13 protein-coding genes are annotated in these 15,899 nt (G+C 59.9%); all 13 read left to right on the forward strand.

The annotated features are described in order from the left end of the window. Positions 1 to 223 precede the first annotated feature (223 nt). Positions 224 to 1,435 (forward strand): precorrin-6y C5,15-methyltransferase (decarboxylating) subunit CbiE, encoded by a 1,212-nt coding sequence (gene cbiE, locus ACZRJQ_RS17525; protein ID WP_463979588.1) that lies wholly within the window; start codon positions 224 to 226, stop codon positions 1,433 to 1,435. Then, complete coding sequence (locus ACZRJQ_RS17530; RefSeq protein ID WP_463979589.1) at positions 1,428 to 2,525, forward strand: cobalt-precorrin-5B (C(1))-methyltransferase; 1,098 nt, start codon at positions 1,428 to 1,430, stop codon at positions 2,523 to 2,525. Before cbiE ends, ACZRJQ_RS17530 begins: the two co-directional genes overlap by 8 nt. Continuing rightward, entirely contained in the window at positions 2,522 to 3,250 is a 729-nt protein-coding gene (locus ACZRJQ_RS17535) for a cobalt-precorrin-6A reductase (protein WP_463979590.1), read from the forward strand. Before ACZRJQ_RS17530 ends, ACZRJQ_RS17535 begins: the two co-directional genes overlap by 4 nt. Positions 3,251 to 3,403: 153 nt before the next feature. Next, positions 3,404 to 3,793, forward strand: coding sequence for a DUF2946 domain-containing protein (locus tag ACZRJQ_RS17540; protein ID WP_463979591.1), 390 nt, complete (start codon positions 3,404 to 3,406; stop codon positions 3,791 to 3,793). 48 nt (positions 3,794 to 3,841) lie between these two features. Further along, the gene (locus ACZRJQ_RS17545; RefSeq protein ID WP_463979592.1) at positions 3,842 to 4,336 is read left to right on the forward strand and encodes a copper chaperone PCu(A)C; all 495 of its coding nucleotides are present in this window, start codon (positions 3,842 to 3,844) and stop codon (positions 4,334 to 4,336) included. A 12-nt stretch (positions 4,337 to 4,348) separates the two neighbouring features. Further along, positions 4,349 to 4,753, forward strand: coding sequence for a DUF2946 domain-containing protein (locus ACZRJQ_RS17550; protein ID WP_463979593.1), 405 nt, complete (start codon positions 4,349 to 4,351; stop codon positions 4,751 to 4,753). 99 nt (positions 4,754 to 4,852) lie between these two features. Beyond that, on the forward strand, positions 4,853 to 6,943 hold the full coding sequence (locus tag ACZRJQ_RS17555; RefSeq protein ID WP_463979594.1) for a TonB-dependent copper receptor: 2,091 nt from the start codon (positions 4,853 to 4,855) through the stop codon (positions 6,941 to 6,943). A gap of 116 nt (positions 6,944 to 7,059) precedes the next feature. Then, the gene (locus tag ACZRJQ_RS17560; protein ID WP_463979595.1) at positions 7,060 to 8,436 is read left to right on the forward strand and encodes a PepSY-associated TM helix domain-containing protein; all 1,377 of its coding nucleotides are present in this window, start codon (positions 7,060 to 7,062) and stop codon (positions 8,434 to 8,436) included. A gap of 165 nt (positions 8,437 to 8,601) precedes the next feature. Continuing rightward, positions 8,602 to 10,719, forward strand: a complete 2,118-nt coding sequence (locus tag ACZRJQ_RS17565) for a TonB-dependent receptor (RefSeq protein ID WP_463979596.1) — start codon at positions 8,602 to 8,604, stop codon at positions 10,717 to 10,719. 360 nt (positions 10,720 to 11,079) lie between these two features. Beyond that, a complete protein-coding gene (gene urtA, locus ACZRJQ_RS17570; protein ID WP_463979597.1) occupies positions 11,080 to 12,345 on the forward strand; it encodes an urea ABC transporter substrate-binding protein in 1,266 nt (421 codons plus the stop codon). 96 nt (positions 12,346 to 12,441) lie between these two features. Continuing rightward, the gene (gene urtB / locus ACZRJQ_RS17575) at positions 12,442 to 13,944 is read left to right on the forward strand and encodes an urea ABC transporter permease subunit UrtB (RefSeq protein ID WP_463979598.1); all 1,503 of its coding nucleotides are present in this window, start codon (positions 12,442 to 12,444) and stop codon (positions 13,942 to 13,944) included. Beyond that, complete coding sequence (gene urtC, locus ACZRJQ_RS17580; protein WP_463979599.1) at positions 13,944 to 15,023, forward strand: urea ABC transporter permease subunit UrtC; 1,080 nt, start codon at positions 13,944 to 13,946, stop codon at positions 15,021 to 15,023. Before urtB ends, urtC begins: the two co-directional genes overlap by 1 nt. Beyond that, positions 15,020 to 15,865, forward strand: a complete 846-nt coding sequence (gene urtD, locus ACZRJQ_RS17585; protein WP_463979600.1) for an urea ABC transporter ATP-binding protein UrtD — start codon at positions 15,020 to 15,022, stop codon at positions 15,863 to 15,865. The genes urtC and urtD overlap by 4 nt, the downstream gene beginning before the upstream one ends. The last annotated feature ends 34 nt before the right edge of the window (positions 15,866 to 15,899 follow it).

Here is a 15,899-nt window from a genome sequence, read left to right on the forward strand (position 1 = left end):
AAGGTCTATCCAGAGAAGGCAATGCGCTATTGCAGGTCGCGCATTATGCCTGCTTTGAGCAACGGCATGAAAAGCCTGCCGGACGGAATGTAGGGCGCAGGTGCGTAAACCCACGATGCACAACGGCATATGCACGCCAAGACGGGTATCATGCGGCCCTTGTTTGCGGGGCTTTTAAACCCGGCAATCGAGGCATTAATCGGTGTTTAACGAGAGGATTGGCATGTCGCCCTGGCTAACAGTTGTGGGAATCGGCGAAGACGGCTTCAGCGGTCTGGGCAAAAACGCACGTCGTGCCCTGTTGAGTGCAACCCAGGTGTTTGGCGGCCAGCGCCAGCTTGATCTGCTGCCTGCGTGTATCCGCGCCGAACGCCACACGTGGCCAAGCCCTTTCTCGCTCGCGCCTGTGTTGGCGCAGCGCAACACCCCCACCTGCGTGCTGGCCAGTGGCGACCCCATGCTGTTCGGCGTTGGCGCCAGCTTGGCCAAGGTGGTCGCCAGTGACGAAATGCAGGTGCTGAGCGCGCCGTCGTCCTTCTCGCTGGCCGCAGCGCGACTGGGCTGGGCCTTGCAAGACGTGATCACGCTGTCGGTGGTGGCACGTCCCGTCGCCGCGCTCAACGCCCATTTGCACAGTGGCGTGCGCTTGCTGGTGCTGAGCAACGATGGCAACAGCCCGGCCGCCATCGCCGCGCTCTTGCGCGAGCGCGGCTTTGGCCCCAGCCGCCTGCGCGTGCTTGAACACTTGGCTGGCCCGGCAGAGCGAAGTGTCGAAGCCTGCGCCAATGACTGGAACGACCCGCCCATCGCGGATCTCAACCTGATCGCCATCGACTGCTTGGCCGACGCCAGCGCGCAGCCCCTGTCGCGAATCGGCGGGCTACCTGACAGCGCATTCAAGCATGACGGCCAACTGACCAAACGCGATGTGCGCGCCATCACCCTCGCCCGCCTCGCGCCGCTCCCCGGCCAATTGTTGTGGGATGTAGGCGCGGGCAGCGGCTCGATTGGTATCGAATGGATGCGCACTTACCCCAGTTGCCGCACCTTGGCGATTGAAGCCGACGAAGGCCGACAGCAATTAATCGAACACAACCGCGATGCGCTGGGCGTGCCGGGCCTGCAATTGATTCGTGGCAAAGCTCCGCTGGCACTTGAAGGGCTCGAACGCCCTGATGCGATTTTTATTGGCGGCGGCGTCACCCGCGAAGGCGTACTCGACACCTGCTGGCAACAGCTCAAGCCTGGCGGGCGACTGATCGCCAATGCCGTGACCCTGCAAAGCGAAATGCAACTGATGAGCTGGCGTGAACGTCACGGCGGCGAGCTGACGCGCATTCACATCGCGCAGGCGCAGCCGCTGGGCGAGTTCGACACCTGGCGTCAGGCCTTGCCCATAACCCTTCTTGATATGACCAAACCTCTCGATGCGTGACGAAACCGGCGAACAACCTGCACCGCTGCGCAGCGGCCTGACCACGGGCAGCTGCGCCACGGCCACCAGCCTTGCGGCCGCCCGCTTGTTGCTCAGCGGTATCAGTCACGACGCAGTGGAAATCACCCTGCCCAAGGGCAAGGTCGTGCAGATGCGCTTGGAGTTCTGTCGGCTTATCAACGACGGCGCCGAAGCGGGCACCCTTAAGGATGCCGGTGATGACCCGGACGTCACTCATGGCGCGCTGCTGTACTCGCAAGTGCGCCTCATCGCCCAGCAAGGCATCCACTTTGTTGCAGGCCAAGGCGTGGGCACCGTCACCCGGCCCGGCTTGGTACTGGCCGTTGGCGAACCGGCAATCAACCCCGTACCACGCAAAATGATCACCGAGCATTTGCAGCAATTGGCCACCGAGCACCACTACAGCGGCGGTTTTGAAGTCACCGTTAACGTGCAGGACGGCGCAGCGCTGGCGCTAAAAACCATGAACCCGCGATTGGGGATTCTCGGTGGCCTGTCGATTCTGGGCACCAGTGGCATCGTGCGTCCCTTCTCGTGTGCGGCCTATATCGCCTCGATCCATCAAGGCATCGACGTGGCCAAAACCAATGGCTACCTGCACATTGCCGCCTGCACCGGCAATGCGAGCGAAGACACCATGCGCCGGGTCTACAACCTGCCGGAAATCGCCCTGATCGAAATGGGCGACTTTGTGGGGGCCGTGCTCAAACACTTGCGCAAAGTCCCTGTGGATAAGTTGAGCCTGTGCGGCGGTTTCGGAAAAATCAGCAAGTTGGCGGCGGGCCACATGGACTTACACAGCCGCCATTCCAGCATCGACCTGCCACAACTGGCTCAATGGGCGGCGGCCATTGGTGCCAGCGACGAACTGCAAACTGCCATTCGCCAAGCCAACACCAGCCAACAAGCGTTAGCGATGGCCAGCGCACAGGGCATCGCGCTCGGTGATGCGGTGTGCCAACACGCCCTCAACTTCGCGCGCAGCGTGGTGCCTGCGCAGGTGCAAGTCGAAGTGTTTGCCATCGACCGCCAAGGCGGGATCGTCGGCCACGCGGGGGGCTTTTCATGAAGCGTATTTTGCTGCTGGGTGGCGTCACCGAAGCCTTGGCCATCGCCCGCACATTCGGGCCGCAACACGTTTACAGCCTGGCCGGGGTTGGCCGCGTGCCTACCGACTTGCGTTGCCAGGTGCGGGTCGGCGGCTATGGCGGTGCTCAAGGGCTCGCGCAGTACATTCGCGAACAACACATCGATTTGCTTGTGGATGCCACTCACCCTTATGCGGCGCAAATCAGCCAAAACGCGGCCCTTGCGGCTGATCTGAGTGGCGTGCCGTGCTGGGCGCTGCGTCGACCCGCGTGGATCGCGCAAACAGGCGATGACTGGCGAGAAGTGGCTGACTGGGCGCAACTGGTCGAAGCACTCAAACCCTTCCAACGCCCACTGTTCACCCTGGGCCGCGAGCCGTTGGCGCACCGCGATGAGATCCCCGAAGGCCAGTTCTGGACCCTGCGCGCACTGGACCAATACCCCGGCAACGAACGCTGTGACGTTATCGGCGCGCGTGGGCCGTTTCTCATTGACGACGAACGCGCTCTGTTCGACCAACGCCGCATCGACGTACTGATCAGCAAAAACAGCGGCAGCAGCGCCACCGAGCCCAAGCTCGAAGTCGCCCGAGAACGCGGGGTGCCGGTGCTGATCCTCAAACGCCCGGCGTTACCCTCCGTGCAGCGCGAGTTTGTACAAATTGATGAATTGCTGATGGCCGTGCGCCAAGCGCAATACCTGTAGCCGCTGCCGCAGGCGACTGCTACAGGGTTCGGGCGCATCCGAAAACACCTTGGCTATACTCATTACGCGACACTTCACCGCACCCGGCCTTTTTACTTACGCCGATCATTCAGGCTAAATAGCCGCCTGATCGCTTCACTCACGGAATTTGTCATGTCCAGACCACGGCTAGCATTTGCATGGATCGCCTGCTTCGCAGTGCTGTTCAACATGCTCGCCATGTCGTCCATAGCGCAAACACGCCAAGCGCCTGTTGAGCAGTTTATGTGGAGCAGCTTTTGCTCTTCGATGGGCACTCAGATGGTGAAGGTCTCGCTGGGCAAGTTTGATAGCAGTGACACGCAACAAGACGATCACTCAAACATGCAGCATTGCTGGTGCTGCTCCGGTGCAGCACCCTTGGTGGCGTTGCCCGCGCATATTCCCACGCTGTACTTTGCAGCTATCGAGCAGGGTCACAGCCTTGTACCCGATCACCTCAAACGCCCCACGCCGCGCCAACAATGGCCTAGCCTCAACCCCCGCGCCTCACCTCTGGTCTGATTCACCTTCGCAACCCCTTTGCGTTTTGAATCGTTTCGGAGAATTGCCATGTTGAACCTGCCTCTGGTCAAGCACGCCCTGATTGCGGCTGCTTTGTTGCTGCCTGCCTGTTTTGCCAATGCCCATCAGTACAAAGTCGGTGAGCTGGATATCGCTCATCCGTGGTCACAAGAGTTGCCACCCAACGCGCCGACGGTGGCCGCGTATTTTGTGATTCACAACGCGGGCAGCACTGCCGATCGCCTGCTCAGTGTTGAAACACCGATTGCTGAAAAAGCAGAGCTGCATGAACACGTGATGCAAGGCGATCTGATGAAAATGCAGCAAGTGCCCAGTGTCGAAGTCCCAGCTGGAGGCACTGTCACCTTCGCGCCTATGGCCTATCACGTGATGATGTTCGGCCTCAAAGACCGCAGCCTGCTACAAGACGGCAAACGCTTCCCGCTGACCCTCAACTTTGAAAAAGCCGGGGCCGTGCCGGTTGACGTCTCTGTGCAAAAGGTGCCACCAACCACTACCACGGATCACGCCCACGCCCACTAACGGCCAAGGTTTTTGATTCCGGTGCGCACCGTTCGCGCCAGGCACTCCACGTCGCAGATTCGCGGCAGTTGGTTAAGCCTGTTTGCCATGTTGATGATTTTTATCGGGCCGCTGATTTCTCAAGCGATGCCGATGGATCATCACGCCTCCATGCCCATGTCGATGGACATGCGCATGGACGTGCATGGCGAACACGCCGAGCATCAAAAACCCGCCGATGAGCACCACGCACTCTGGGAGAAGTGCGGCTACTGCACGCTGCTGTTCAGTTGCCCGGCGCTGCCCCATACCGCTGACCTGACCCTGCTGGAGGCCCCGCGCCCCACCGGCTATTTGGCGCAACGCACCCAACTGGGTCACGCCCGACAACCGGTCTTCCCCGGCGCCCGCTCCCGCGCACCGCCCGCATTCCTTTAAGCACTCACACAACAACCCCATCAGGCCGACCTGTATGCGCTGCTTTAGACAGCCGCAGGCCGTTGGCCGTGTTGTTTTCGCTTAAATATTGGAATGTTTATGTCGCGTTTTACTGCTGTCCGCCGTTTGCCGCACGGCCAAACCGTGTTGCCTTTTGCCCTGAGCGCATTGTGCTGCGCACTGCTGGCCCCCGCCGCCCTTGCGGCCGAAACGGTTGATGAACATGCCGCCCATACCAATGAACTGAGCCCGCTGGTGATCACCGCCATCGCCCCCAGCTCGCCGCTGACCATCGTCACCAACCCCAAAGACCCGCGTCAGCCCGTGCCCGCCAGTGATGGTGGTGACTATCTGAAAACCATTCCCGGCTTCGCCTTGATCCGCAATGGCGGCACCAACGGCGACCCCGTACTGCGCGGCATGTTCGGTTCACGACTGAACATCCTCACCAACGGCGGCCTGATGCTCGGCGCGTGCCCCGGTCGCATGGATGCGCCAACGTCGTACATCTCGCCCGAAACCTACGACACGCTCACCGTCATCAAAGGCCCGCAAACCGTGCTTTGGGGGCCAGGCGCATCGGCGGGCACCATCTTGTTTGATCGCGAACCCGAGCACTTTGGCGAACTGGGCACGCGGGTTAACGCCAGTGTGTTAGCCGGCTCCAACGGGCGCTTCGACAAGACCATCGACGCCGCCGCCGGTGGCCCTTTGGGCTACGTGCGTGTCATCGGCAACACCGCCCATTCCGATGACTACAAAGACGGCAACGGCGACACCGTGCCCTCGCGTTACGACAAATGGAACGGCGACATTGCACTGGGCTGGACGCCAGACGCCGACACTTTGCTTGAACTCACCGCCGGCAAGGGCGACGGCGAAGCACGCTCTGCCGGACGCGGTATGGATGGCAGTCAGTACAAGCGCGAAAGCCTTGGCCTGCGCTTTGAAAAATCCAACATCGGCGAGGTGCTCGACAAGATCGAAGCGCAGGTTTACTACAACTACGCCGATCACGTGATGGACAACTACACCCTGCGCACGCCTTCTGGCACTGGAATGATGGCCGGGCCGATGGCCAGCAACGTTGACCGTCGCACCCTCGGCGCCCGTATCAAAGCCACTTGGCGCTGGGCCGATTACCAGTTGATCAGCGGCATTGACGCGCAAACCAACGAGCACCGCAAACGCTCGGGCATGGGCATCGACACCTACAAAGATGAAAACTGGAGCAAAGACGCCGACTTCCACAACTACGGCGCCTTTGGCGAGCTGACCTGGTATGCCGCCGAGCGCGACCGTGTGATCACCGGCGCACGCCTGGATCGCGCATCGGCCAAGGATTACCGAGCAACCATTGGCTCCATGATGATGAGCAAGGCCAACCCGACCTACGACAAAACCCGTGCCGACACATTGCCCAGCGGCTTTGTGCGCTACGAGCACGACATGGCAAACAGCCCGACCACGGTGTATGCCGGTTTAGGTCACGCCCAACGTTTCCCTGATTATTGGGAGCTGTTTTCACCCACCTCCGGCCCCGCTGGTTCGGTGAACGCGTTCGATGCCATCAAGCCTGAAAAAACCACTCAGCTCGATGCGGGCCTGCAATACAAAACGCAAACCCTCGAAGCGTGGGCCTCGGTGTACGCAGGGCAAATCCGCGATTACATCTTGTTCGACTACGGCACAGGTGCGTCTCAAGCACAAAACATCAACGCCCGCGTGATGGGCGGTGAGTTGGGCGCAGCTTACCAACTGACCTCCAACTGGAAAGCCGACGCAACGCTGGCCTACGCCTGGGGCAAAAACACCACGGACGGTAAAGCCCTGCCGCAAATGCCGCCGCTGGACACCCGCTTGGGCCTGACCTACAGCGAAGACGACTGGAGTGCAGGCGCCTTATGGCGCGTGGTCGCACGTCAAGATCGCATCGACCGCAACGCGGGCAATGTGGTCGGCAAGGACTACGACAAGAGCGCTGGCTTTGGTGTGTTCTCGTTCAACGGCGCGTACCGCCTCAACAAAAACCTCAAGGTCAGCGCCGGGGTCGACAACCTGCTCAATAAAAACTACAGCGAGCACCTGAACATGGCGGGCAACGCCGGTTACGGCTACCCCGCCAACGACCCGACCCCCATCAACGAACCGGGCCGCACGCTGTGGACCAAGATTGATGTGAGCTTCTAATAGCCCTCTGAACCCGTAGGCGTTGGCGCAGCCTGCGATTTTTTGCTTTTAAAAGATCGCAGGCTGCGCCAGCGCCTACACAAGATCGACTACTTTGCTTTTGCGGAGCCGCTCACATGAGCCAACCAACACCTTCTTTCTACAATCTGGCCTGGCGCTGGCATTTTTATGCCGGGCTGTTTGTGGCCCCTTTCATGATCTTACTGGCCCTGACCGGGATTATTTACCTGTTCAAACCCCAGCTCGATCCCTTGCTGTACGACCATTTGCTCAACGTCAGCCCCGGCCATCACAGCCTCAGCGCTGACGAACAGTTGACCCGCGTGCAGGCCTCTTATCCACAAGGCCATGTCAGCCAGTACCTGCCGCCGATCAACCTTGAGCGCAGCGCTCAGTTCGTGGTCAGCAATGACGGGCGCGAACTCAATGTGTTTATCAACCCGTACACCGGCCAAGTGCTAGGCGAGCAAGACGCCAAACTCAACGTGCAAGCCGTGGCCCGAGCGCTGCATGGCGAGTTGATGATTGGCACCCTCGGCGACCGACTCGTTGAATTGGCGGCGGGCTGGGGCGTCGTATTGGTCGTGTCAGGGCTTTACTTGTGGTGGCCACGCGGGCAAACAGCGGCGGGCGTTTTATGGCCGCGCTTGAGCCGTCGGGGGCGCGTGTTGTGGCGCGACCTGCATGCCGTCACAGGCTTTTGGGGCGCAGCGTTGTTGCTGTTTATGCTGCTCAGCGGCATGACCTGGACGGGCTTTTGGGGCAAGCAATACGCAGACCTGTGGAACCAGTTTCCGGCAGCTATGTGGAACAACGTGCCCGCCTCAGACATTGAAGCCCGCAGTCTGAACACCGCCGCGCGCCAGACTGTACCGTGGGCGATGGAAAACACCCCGATGCCTGTGTCTGGCGCCCATGCCGAGCACATGGCCCACGCCGCGCATTCAAAAGGCCCGGCTGCGCCCGGCATCAGCCTGCAAGAGGTGGTCGACACGGCCACTGCGCGCAATGTCGAGCCCGGTTACAGCCTCACTTTGCCGACCACCGCCGAAGGCGTATTCACCGTTGCCGTGTTTGCGGACGACCCGCGCAACGACGCCACCTTGCATGTTGATCAGTACACCGGCCAAGTGCTGGCCGACGTGCGCTGGCAGCACTATGGCAACGTCGCCCGCGCCACCGAAATGAGCGTGATGCTGCACGAGGGCAAGCTGTTCGGTTCACTGAACCAAATCGCCATCTTGTTGGTGTGCCTGATGATTTTGCTCAGTTCGGTCAGCGGCTTAGTGATCTGGTGGAAACGGCGCCCACAAGGCCGCTTGGGCGTGCCGCCGCTGCGCCACGCATTACCCACCTGGAAAACCGGCGTGGCAATCATGCTCGCGCTGGCCATCGTGTTCCCGCTGGTGGGTGCGTCGCTGATTGCGGTCTGGTTCATTGATCGACTGGTGCTGTTAATCCGCCGCAAGGGGCAACGTGAACTCTGCTCATGACCGCCGTGAATTATCTGCAATGCGCATTCCAGAGCCCTCTCTATACTGGCGCGCCAGTATCAACCGCGTAATGACGGTGACTGAATAACCAAAAGTACCCAGCTCCATGACCCGCCGCCAGGAGGCAGCGGGCACACCTTTTGAAAGAAGCGACTCACTGCCCCGATGAATAAGTACCTGCTTTCCAGCCTCTGCCTGCTGGCGATTAACCCCGCACACGCCGATGACTCTGCCCCCTCCCTGATGTTGCCGGTCGCAACAGTTACCGCGCCCGAAGTGAATGCCGAGCACATCGACCTCAAGACCGCCACCAGCGCCGGTTCGCGCCTGAACCTCAACAGCCTTGAAACCCCGGCCAGCGTCCAAAGCCTGACTGGCGCACAGATTCGTGCGCAGGGCGAGCGCAGTGTTCAAAGCGCCGTGACACGCACCACAGGGATCAGCAACACCGGCACGCCGGGCAACGGTGGCTCAGCGTATTCAGCCCGAGGCTTTGTTGGCGAAGGCTCGGTGATGCAACTGTATGACGGCATTCGCATGTACAGCGGCGCGGGTACGGTAACGTTCCCGGTAGACGATTGGTCAGTGGAGCGCATCGACGTACTGCGCGGCCCGGCGTCGGTGCTGTACGGCGAAGGGGCAACGGGCGCAGTGATCAACGTGATCCCCAAAAAGCCGTTCAGCGGCGAAATAGAGAACCATGTGCGCATCGGCTACGGCTCGTATGACACCCGGCAACAGGCGCTGGACAGCGGCGGTTCGCTGACCGACACCCTGAGCTATCGGTTGAACATCAACCACACTCAAAGCAACGGCTGGATCGACCACGGTGACTCTGAAAACACCTTTATCAGCGCCGCCCTGCGCTGGCAGGCCACTGATGATCTGGCGTTTACCCTGAGCCACGATTACGGCGATCAAAAACCGCAAAACGACTTCGGCGTACCGCTGATCAATGGCCGTTATCACAAGAGCCTGCGCGACAAAAACTACAACGTGCGTGACGCCAAGCTGCATTACAACGATCAGTGGACGCGCTTGAACACCGAGTGGCAGATCAACGACGCCCTGAGCGCCAGCAACGAGCTGTATTACCTCAAGGCTCAGCGCCGCTGGCAGAACGCCGAGCGCCACGCGTGGGACGAAGACCGCCAAACCTTGCTGCGCAGTGGCTATTTCAGCATCAAGCACCAACAGGAACAGGTCGGTGACCGCCAGACGTTCACCCTCAGTCACGACCTGTTCGGCCTCAAAAGCAAAACCCTGGTGGGCATGGATTACAACCGCATCCACTTCGATCTACACAGCAATGCGCCTTATGACGATGTGGTTTCAGGTGGCGAGCCCATCGACCTGTATCACCCGAACCGAGGCAACTTTGTCAGCGCTTCGCCCTATCGCGACCAGTTCAAAACCACTACACAGCAAGTCTCATTGTTTGCTGAAAACCGTACTGAGCTGACCGATCAACTGTCGCTGGTCACGGGCGTGCGTCGCGACATCGTGCATCTGGATCGAGATGACTTGATCGACGGCTCCCGCAGTGACCGCAGCTTATCGGCCAACAGCTGGAAAGTCGGCCTGGTGTACGCGCTCACACCCGACATGTCGGTGTATGCGCAACAAGCCACCAGCGTTGATGGCGTGGCTGGTTTGATCAGCCTCTACCCGTCCGAGCAAGGGTTTGATCTGGCGCATGCACGTCAAACTGAAATCGGCTTCAAGCAGATGTTTTGGAACCAGCGCGGTGAGTGGACGTTGGCCGCGTATCACATCGTCAAAAAAGACTTACTGACGCCTGATCCAAACGTGCCAGGTAACTCGCTGCAAGTGGGTGAGCAGTCGTCCAACGGCCTGGAAGCCAGCCTTGATCTGCAACTGCCCAACCGCTGGCAACTGCAAGCCAACGCCTCGGTGGTGCGCGCCCAATACGACAGATTTGATGACGAAGGGGTATCGCGCAAAGGCAATCGCCCCACTGACGTCCCGCGTCGCACTGCCAACGTGTGGCTGAGCAAAACCATCACCGACGACCTGAATGCCGGGGCCGGTGTGCGTTACGTTGACTCGCGTTACGCCGACATGGCCAATACCGTCACGCTACCGAGCTACACCGTGGTCGACGCCACTGTCAGTTGGAAAGCCCTGCCCAAAACCACCCTTGGCCTGCGCCTGAACAATTTGTTCAACCGCCAATATGCCGTAACCCAATACAATGGCGGCCAACAATGGATCATGGGCGAGCCGCGCTCGTTCTTTGTGACGGCTGATTACGCCTTTTAAGCCTCACCCCATCGCCCCGCTGGAGCGGCCGGATGTACGTGCTCGACCACGGCAAAATCATCGCCAGCAGCACGTCCTCGGCCCCCAGTCGCACATGGTCGGCTACAGCGGCATCAGTGGCTGGAAAACCATGACGCCCGAATAGGCCTGATGCGCTGGCGTGTTAGCCAGAGCACCAAGTCAGCGCACGCCTGTGCCCGGCGCACAGTGCGCCGCACTTAACAGGTGCGAGCCTGCGCCCAACTATCGCGCAAAGCCCTGCTTTAGAGCTGCCGCAAAATCCGGCACAGCCCTTGCAAAAGACCTCTCCAGACATCTAACGCCCTCTTATAAAAAAGCTGGATATCTGGAGATCACACCATGAAGCGTCGTAGCTTGATCAAGGCATTTACCCTGAGCGCGTCCATCGTAGCGATGGGGCTGAGCTGGACGGCGCAAGCCGCCGAGACCATTAAAGTGGGGATTCTCCACTCGCTGTCCGGAACCATGGCCATCTCCGAAACATCGCTCAAGGACATGGCGCTGATGACCATCGACGAGATCAACGCCAAAGGCGGTGTGAACGGCAAGATGCTCGAAGCGGTGGTGGTCGACCCGGCCTCCAACTGGCCGCTGTTTGCTGAAAAGGGCCGCCAATTGCTGACCCAAGACAAGGTGGCAGTGGTATTCGGATGCTGGACTTCGGTGTCGCGCAAGTCGGTGTTGCCGGTGTTTGAAGAACTCAATGGCCTGCTGTTTTACCCCGTGCAATACGAGGGCGAAGAAATGTCGCCAAACGTGTTCTACACCGGCGCAGCGCCCAACCAGCAGGCAATCCCGGCCGTTGAATACTTGATGAGCGAAGACGGCGGCAGTGCCAAGCGCTTCGTACTGCTGGGCACCGATTATGTGTACCCACGCACCACCAATAAAATCCTGCGCGCCTTCCTGCATTCCAAAGGCGTGGCCGACAAAGACATCGAAGAGATGTACACCCCGTTTGGTCACAGCGATTACCAGACCATCGTGTCCAACATCAAAAAGTTTTCGGCAGGCGGCAAAACCGCTGTGATCTCCACGGTCAATGGCGACTCCAACGTGCCCTTTTATAAAGAGCTGGCCAACCAAGGGCTAAAAGCTACCGACGTCCCCGTGATTGCGTTCTCGGTGGGCGAAGAAGAACTGCGCGGCATCGACACCAAACCACTGGTGGGCAACCTCGCCGCCTGGAACTACTTCGAGTCGGTGGATAACCCGGTCAACCAAAAATTCGTGGCCGACTGGAAGGCCTACGCCAAAGCTAAAAACCTGCCGGGCGCGGACAAGGCTGTGACCAACGACCCGATGGAAGCCACCTACGTGGGCATTCATATGTGGGCGCAAGCGGCTGAAAAAGCCAAGTCCACCGACGTGGACAAGGTGCGCGAGGCCCTTGCTGGCCAGACCTTCGCCGCGCCGTCGGGCTACACCTTGACGATGGACAAGACCAACCATCACCTGCACAAGCCGGTCATGATTGGCGAAATCCAGCCTGACGGCCAGTTCAGCGTGGTGTGGCAAACCGACGGCCCGATCCGCGCCCAACCGTGGAGCCCGTACATTTCGGGCAACGACAAAAAGCCGGATTACGCAGTGAAAAGTAACTGACGAAAACCTGTGAGAGCGGCTTAAGGCTGCGATCTTTTGATCGTTAACAGATCGCAGCCTTCGCCAGCTCCCACGCTCTTGAATAAGGCCACGTCTATGCCCACTGCCCTCTATCGCTTTATTGTCGCGCTGCTGCTGTTGCTGCCATTGACTGCACACGCTGATGACGCCAGTGACTTTGCTGGCGCCAACAATACGCAACAAGCCCAACTGCTCGAACGCTGGGCCGCGCAACCGCTGCCCGCCCGGATTGAGCTGATCAACGGCCTGCAACAAGGCCAGATCATCGTCGACGGCCAAACCAAAACCCTGCGCCTGAATAATCGCCTGCGCGGCCTGATTGATACCGCGCTGGCCAGTCATCAACTGCTGGCAGCCGACCCCACGCTGCGCTTGAACGCTGCGCAACACCTGCAAAAATCTGCGAAACCGGCACAACTCACCTTCCTCGACCAACAACTGGCCAACGAAACCGACAGCGATGTACATGCAGCACTGAGCCTGGCGTTGGCCAACCTTCAACTGGTTGACCCCAACCCGGCAGTGCGTTTGGCTGCTGTGCGCTTGCTCGCAGAGACCGGCGAACCGCTGGCCCGCACCCGACTCGAAACCCTGCTGCAACCCGGCGTTGAAACCGATGCCAGCGTACGCACCGCCGCCGAAACCAGCCTGGCGCAAGTCACCCGCAAATTGCTGATCGGCGACCTGCTGGGCCAAGCATTCAGCGGGCTGTCGTTGGGCTCGATTCTGCTGTTGGCGGCGCTGGGTTTGGCCATCACCTTCGGCTTGCTCGGCGTAATCAACATGGCCCACGGCGAGATGCTGATGCTCGGCGCCTACTCGACTTACTGCGTGCAACTGCTGTTTCAGCGCTTCGCCCCCGCAGCCATCGAGTTCTATCCGCTGCTGGCGTTACCGGTCGCGTTTTTTGTCACCGCCAGCGTGGGCATGCTGCTGGAGCGCACCATCATTCGCCACCTTTACGGACGGCCACTGGAAACCCTGCTTGCCACGTGGGGCATCAGCCTGATGTTGATCCAACTGGTGCGCCTGCTGTTCGGTGCGCAAAACGTCGAAGTGGCCAACCCGGCCTGGCTGTCGGGCGGGGTTCAAGTGCTGCCCAATCTGGTGCTGCCGTACAACCGACTGGTGATCATCGTCTTTGCACTGGCCGTGGTGGTGGTGACGTGGTTGTTGCTGAACAAAACCCGATTGGGCCTGAACGTGCGGGCTGTGACCCAAAACCGCAACATGGCCGCCTGCTGCGGCGTACCCACCGGACGCGTGGACATGCTCGCCTTTGGGCTGGGCTCTGGCATTGCCGGGTTGGGCGGCGTGGCTTTGAGCCAGGTCGGCAACGTCGGGCCGGACTTGGGTCAGGGCTACATCATCGACTCATTTTTGGTGGTGGTGCTGGGCGGGGTCGGCCAGTTGGCGGGCACTGTCTACGCAGCCTTCGGGCTGGGCATCGCCAACAAAATCCTTGAGCCACAGATCGGCGCCGTGCTCGGCAAAATCCTGATTCTGGGGCTGATCATTTTGTTTATCCAGAAGCGTCCACAAGGGCTCTTCGCGCTGAAAGGACGGGTGATCGACTGATGAATCAGCCTCTGATGCTCACTGCAACACAAAAAGCCGGGCCGACGGTCACCGCGCTGGTTGGCGGGTTGAGCCTGCTGGTGCTGCTGGCCTTACCGCTGCTTTCGTTATTGCCTGCCGACAGCCCGTTTCAGGTATCGGCTTACACCCTGACGCTGGTGGGCAAAATCTTGTGTTACGCGATCGTCGCATTGGCGTTGGATCTGGTGTGGGGTTACGCCGGGCTGCTCTCGTTGGGCCATGGTTTGTTCTTCGCGCTGGGCGGGTATGCAATGGGCATGTACCTGATGCGCCAAGCCTCGAGCGATGAGCTGCCCGCCTTTATGACCTTTTTGTCGTGGACAGAGCTGCCGTGGTACTGGGTGGGCACCGAGCATTTTTGGTGGGCGATGTGCTTAGTGGTGCTGGCTCCCGGCGTGCTGGCGCTGGTGTTCGGCTTTTTTGCCTTTCGCTCGCGGATCAAGGGCGTGTACTTCTCGATCATGACCCAAGCCCTGACCTTCGCCGGGATGCTGCTGTTTTTTCGCAACGAAACAGGCTTTGGCGGCAACAACGGGTTCACCCACTTTCGCAGCATTTTAGGCTTCGGCATCACCGAACCCGGCACGCGCGCGGTGCTGTTTTTGGCCACCGTCGTGCTGCTGGTGAGCAGCTTGTTTTTGGGCTGGCGGCTGGCGCGCAGCAAATTTGGCCGCGTATTAACGGCCCTGCGTGACGCCGAAAACCGCCTGATGTTTTGCGGTTACGACCCACGCGGTTTCAAGCTGTTTGTCTGGGTGCTAAGCGCAGTGTTGTGCGGTTTGGCCGGAGCGTTGTATGTGCCGCAAGTGGGCATCATCAACCCCAGCGAAATGTCGCCAACCAACTCCATTGAAGCGGCTGTGTGGGTCGCCTTGGGCGGGCGCGGCACGCTGATTGGGCCATTGCTGGGCGCGGGCGTGGTCAACGGGATGAAAAGCTGGTTCACCGTGGCCTTCCCCGAATACTGGCTGTTCTTTCTCGGCGCGCTGTTCATCGTCGTGACCTTGTACCTGCCCAAAGGCGTTATCGGCCTGCTGAACAAAAGGGGCGACCAATGAGAAATGTGATGCTCGAACCCCTTCTCGACCCCAACAAAGACGCGGGCAGCAGCCGCGATGCCATCGGCCTTGGCAGGGCCGCCGGAAAAGGCCTGAACACCCGCCACGGCACAATCCTCACGCTGGAAGACATCAGCGTCAGTTTCGATGGCTTCAAGGCCCTGAACAACCTCAACCTGTACATCGGCGTGGGCGAGTTGCGCTGCATCATCGGCCCTAATGGTGCTGGCAAAACCACCATGATGGACGTCATCACCGGCAAGACCCGCCCCAGCGCAGGGACGGCATGGTTTGGCGAAACCCTTGATTTACGGCAGATGAGCGAAGTGCAAATCGCCCAAGCCGGAATTGGCCGCAAGTTCCAAAAACCCACCGTGTTCGAAGCCTTGAGCGTGTTTGAAAACCTGGAGTTGGCACAAAAAACCGACAAGTCGGTGTGGGCCAGCTTGCGGGCGAAACTCACCGGCGAGCAAAAAGAGCGCATCGGCGAAGTGCTCGACACCATTGGTCTGAGCACCTCAGCGCGACGGCCCGCGGGCTTGTTGTCCCACGGCCAGAAGCAGTTTTTGGAAATTGGCATGCTCTTGGTGCAAGACCCACAACTGTTGTTGCTGGACGAGCCAGTGGCGGGCATGACCGACGCCGAAACTGAGTTCACCGCCGAGTTGTTTAAACGCCTGGCGGGCAAGCACTCACTGATGGTGGTTGAACACGATATGGGGTTTGTCGGCTCAATTGCCGACCACGTCACTGTGCTGCACCAAGGCAGCGTACTGGCCGAAGGCTCGCTGGAACAGGTGCAAGCCGATGAGCGCGTGATTGAAGTGTATTTGGGCCGTTAACACAGACGAATAACTCATGTAGGCGCTGGCGAAG

This window comes from Pseudomonas sp. E315 (assembly GCF_055406205.1).

Excerpts from the sequence above, each read along its gene's own strand:
- ACZRJQ_RS17560 (WP_463979595.1), top strand. The coding sequence starts at position 7,060 with ATGAGCCAACCAACACCTTCTTTCTACAATCTGGCCTGGCGCTGGCAT.
- ACZRJQ_RS17540 (WP_463979591.1), top strand. The coding sequence starts at position 3,404 with ATGTCCAGACCACGGCTAGCATTTGCATGGATCGCCTGCTTCGCAGTG.
- ACZRJQ_RS17530 (WP_463979589.1), top strand. The coding sequence starts at position 1,428 with ATGCGTGACGAAACCGGCGAACAACCTGCACCGCTGCGCAGCGGCCTG.
- ACZRJQ_RS17545 (WP_463979592.1), top strand. The coding sequence starts at position 3,842 with ATGTTGAACCTGCCTCTGGTCAAGCACGCCCTGATTGCGGCTGCTTTG.
- ACZRJQ_RS17565 (WP_463979596.1), top strand. The coding sequence starts at position 8,602 with ATGAATAAGTACCTGCTTTCCAGCCTCTGCCTGCTGGCGATTAACCCC.
- urtC (WP_463979599.1), top strand. The coding sequence starts at position 13,944 with ATGAATCAGCCTCTGATGCTCACTGCAACACAAAAAGCCGGGCCGACG.
- urtD (WP_463979600.1), top strand. The coding sequence starts at position 15,020 with ATGAGAAATGTGATGCTCGAACCCCTTCTCGACCCCAACAAAGACGCG.
- urtB (WP_463979598.1), top strand. The coding sequence starts at position 12,442 with ATGCCCACTGCCCTCTATCGCTTTATTGTCGCGCTGCTGCTGTTGCTG.
- ACZRJQ_RS17555 (WP_463979594.1), top strand. The coding sequence starts at position 4,853 with ATGTCGCGTTTTACTGCTGTCCGCCGTTTGCCGCACGGCCAAACCGTG.
- cbiE (WP_463979588.1), top strand. The coding sequence starts at position 224 with ATGTCGCCCTGGCTAACAGTTGTGGGAATCGGCGAAGACGGCTTCAGC.
- ACZRJQ_RS17535 (WP_463979590.1), top strand. The coding sequence starts at position 2,522 with ATGAAGCGTATTTTGCTGCTGGGTGGCGTCACCGAAGCCTTGGCCATC.
- urtA (WP_463979597.1), top strand. The coding sequence starts at position 11,080 with ATGAAGCGTCGTAGCTTGATCAAGGCATTTACCCTGAGCGCGTCCATC.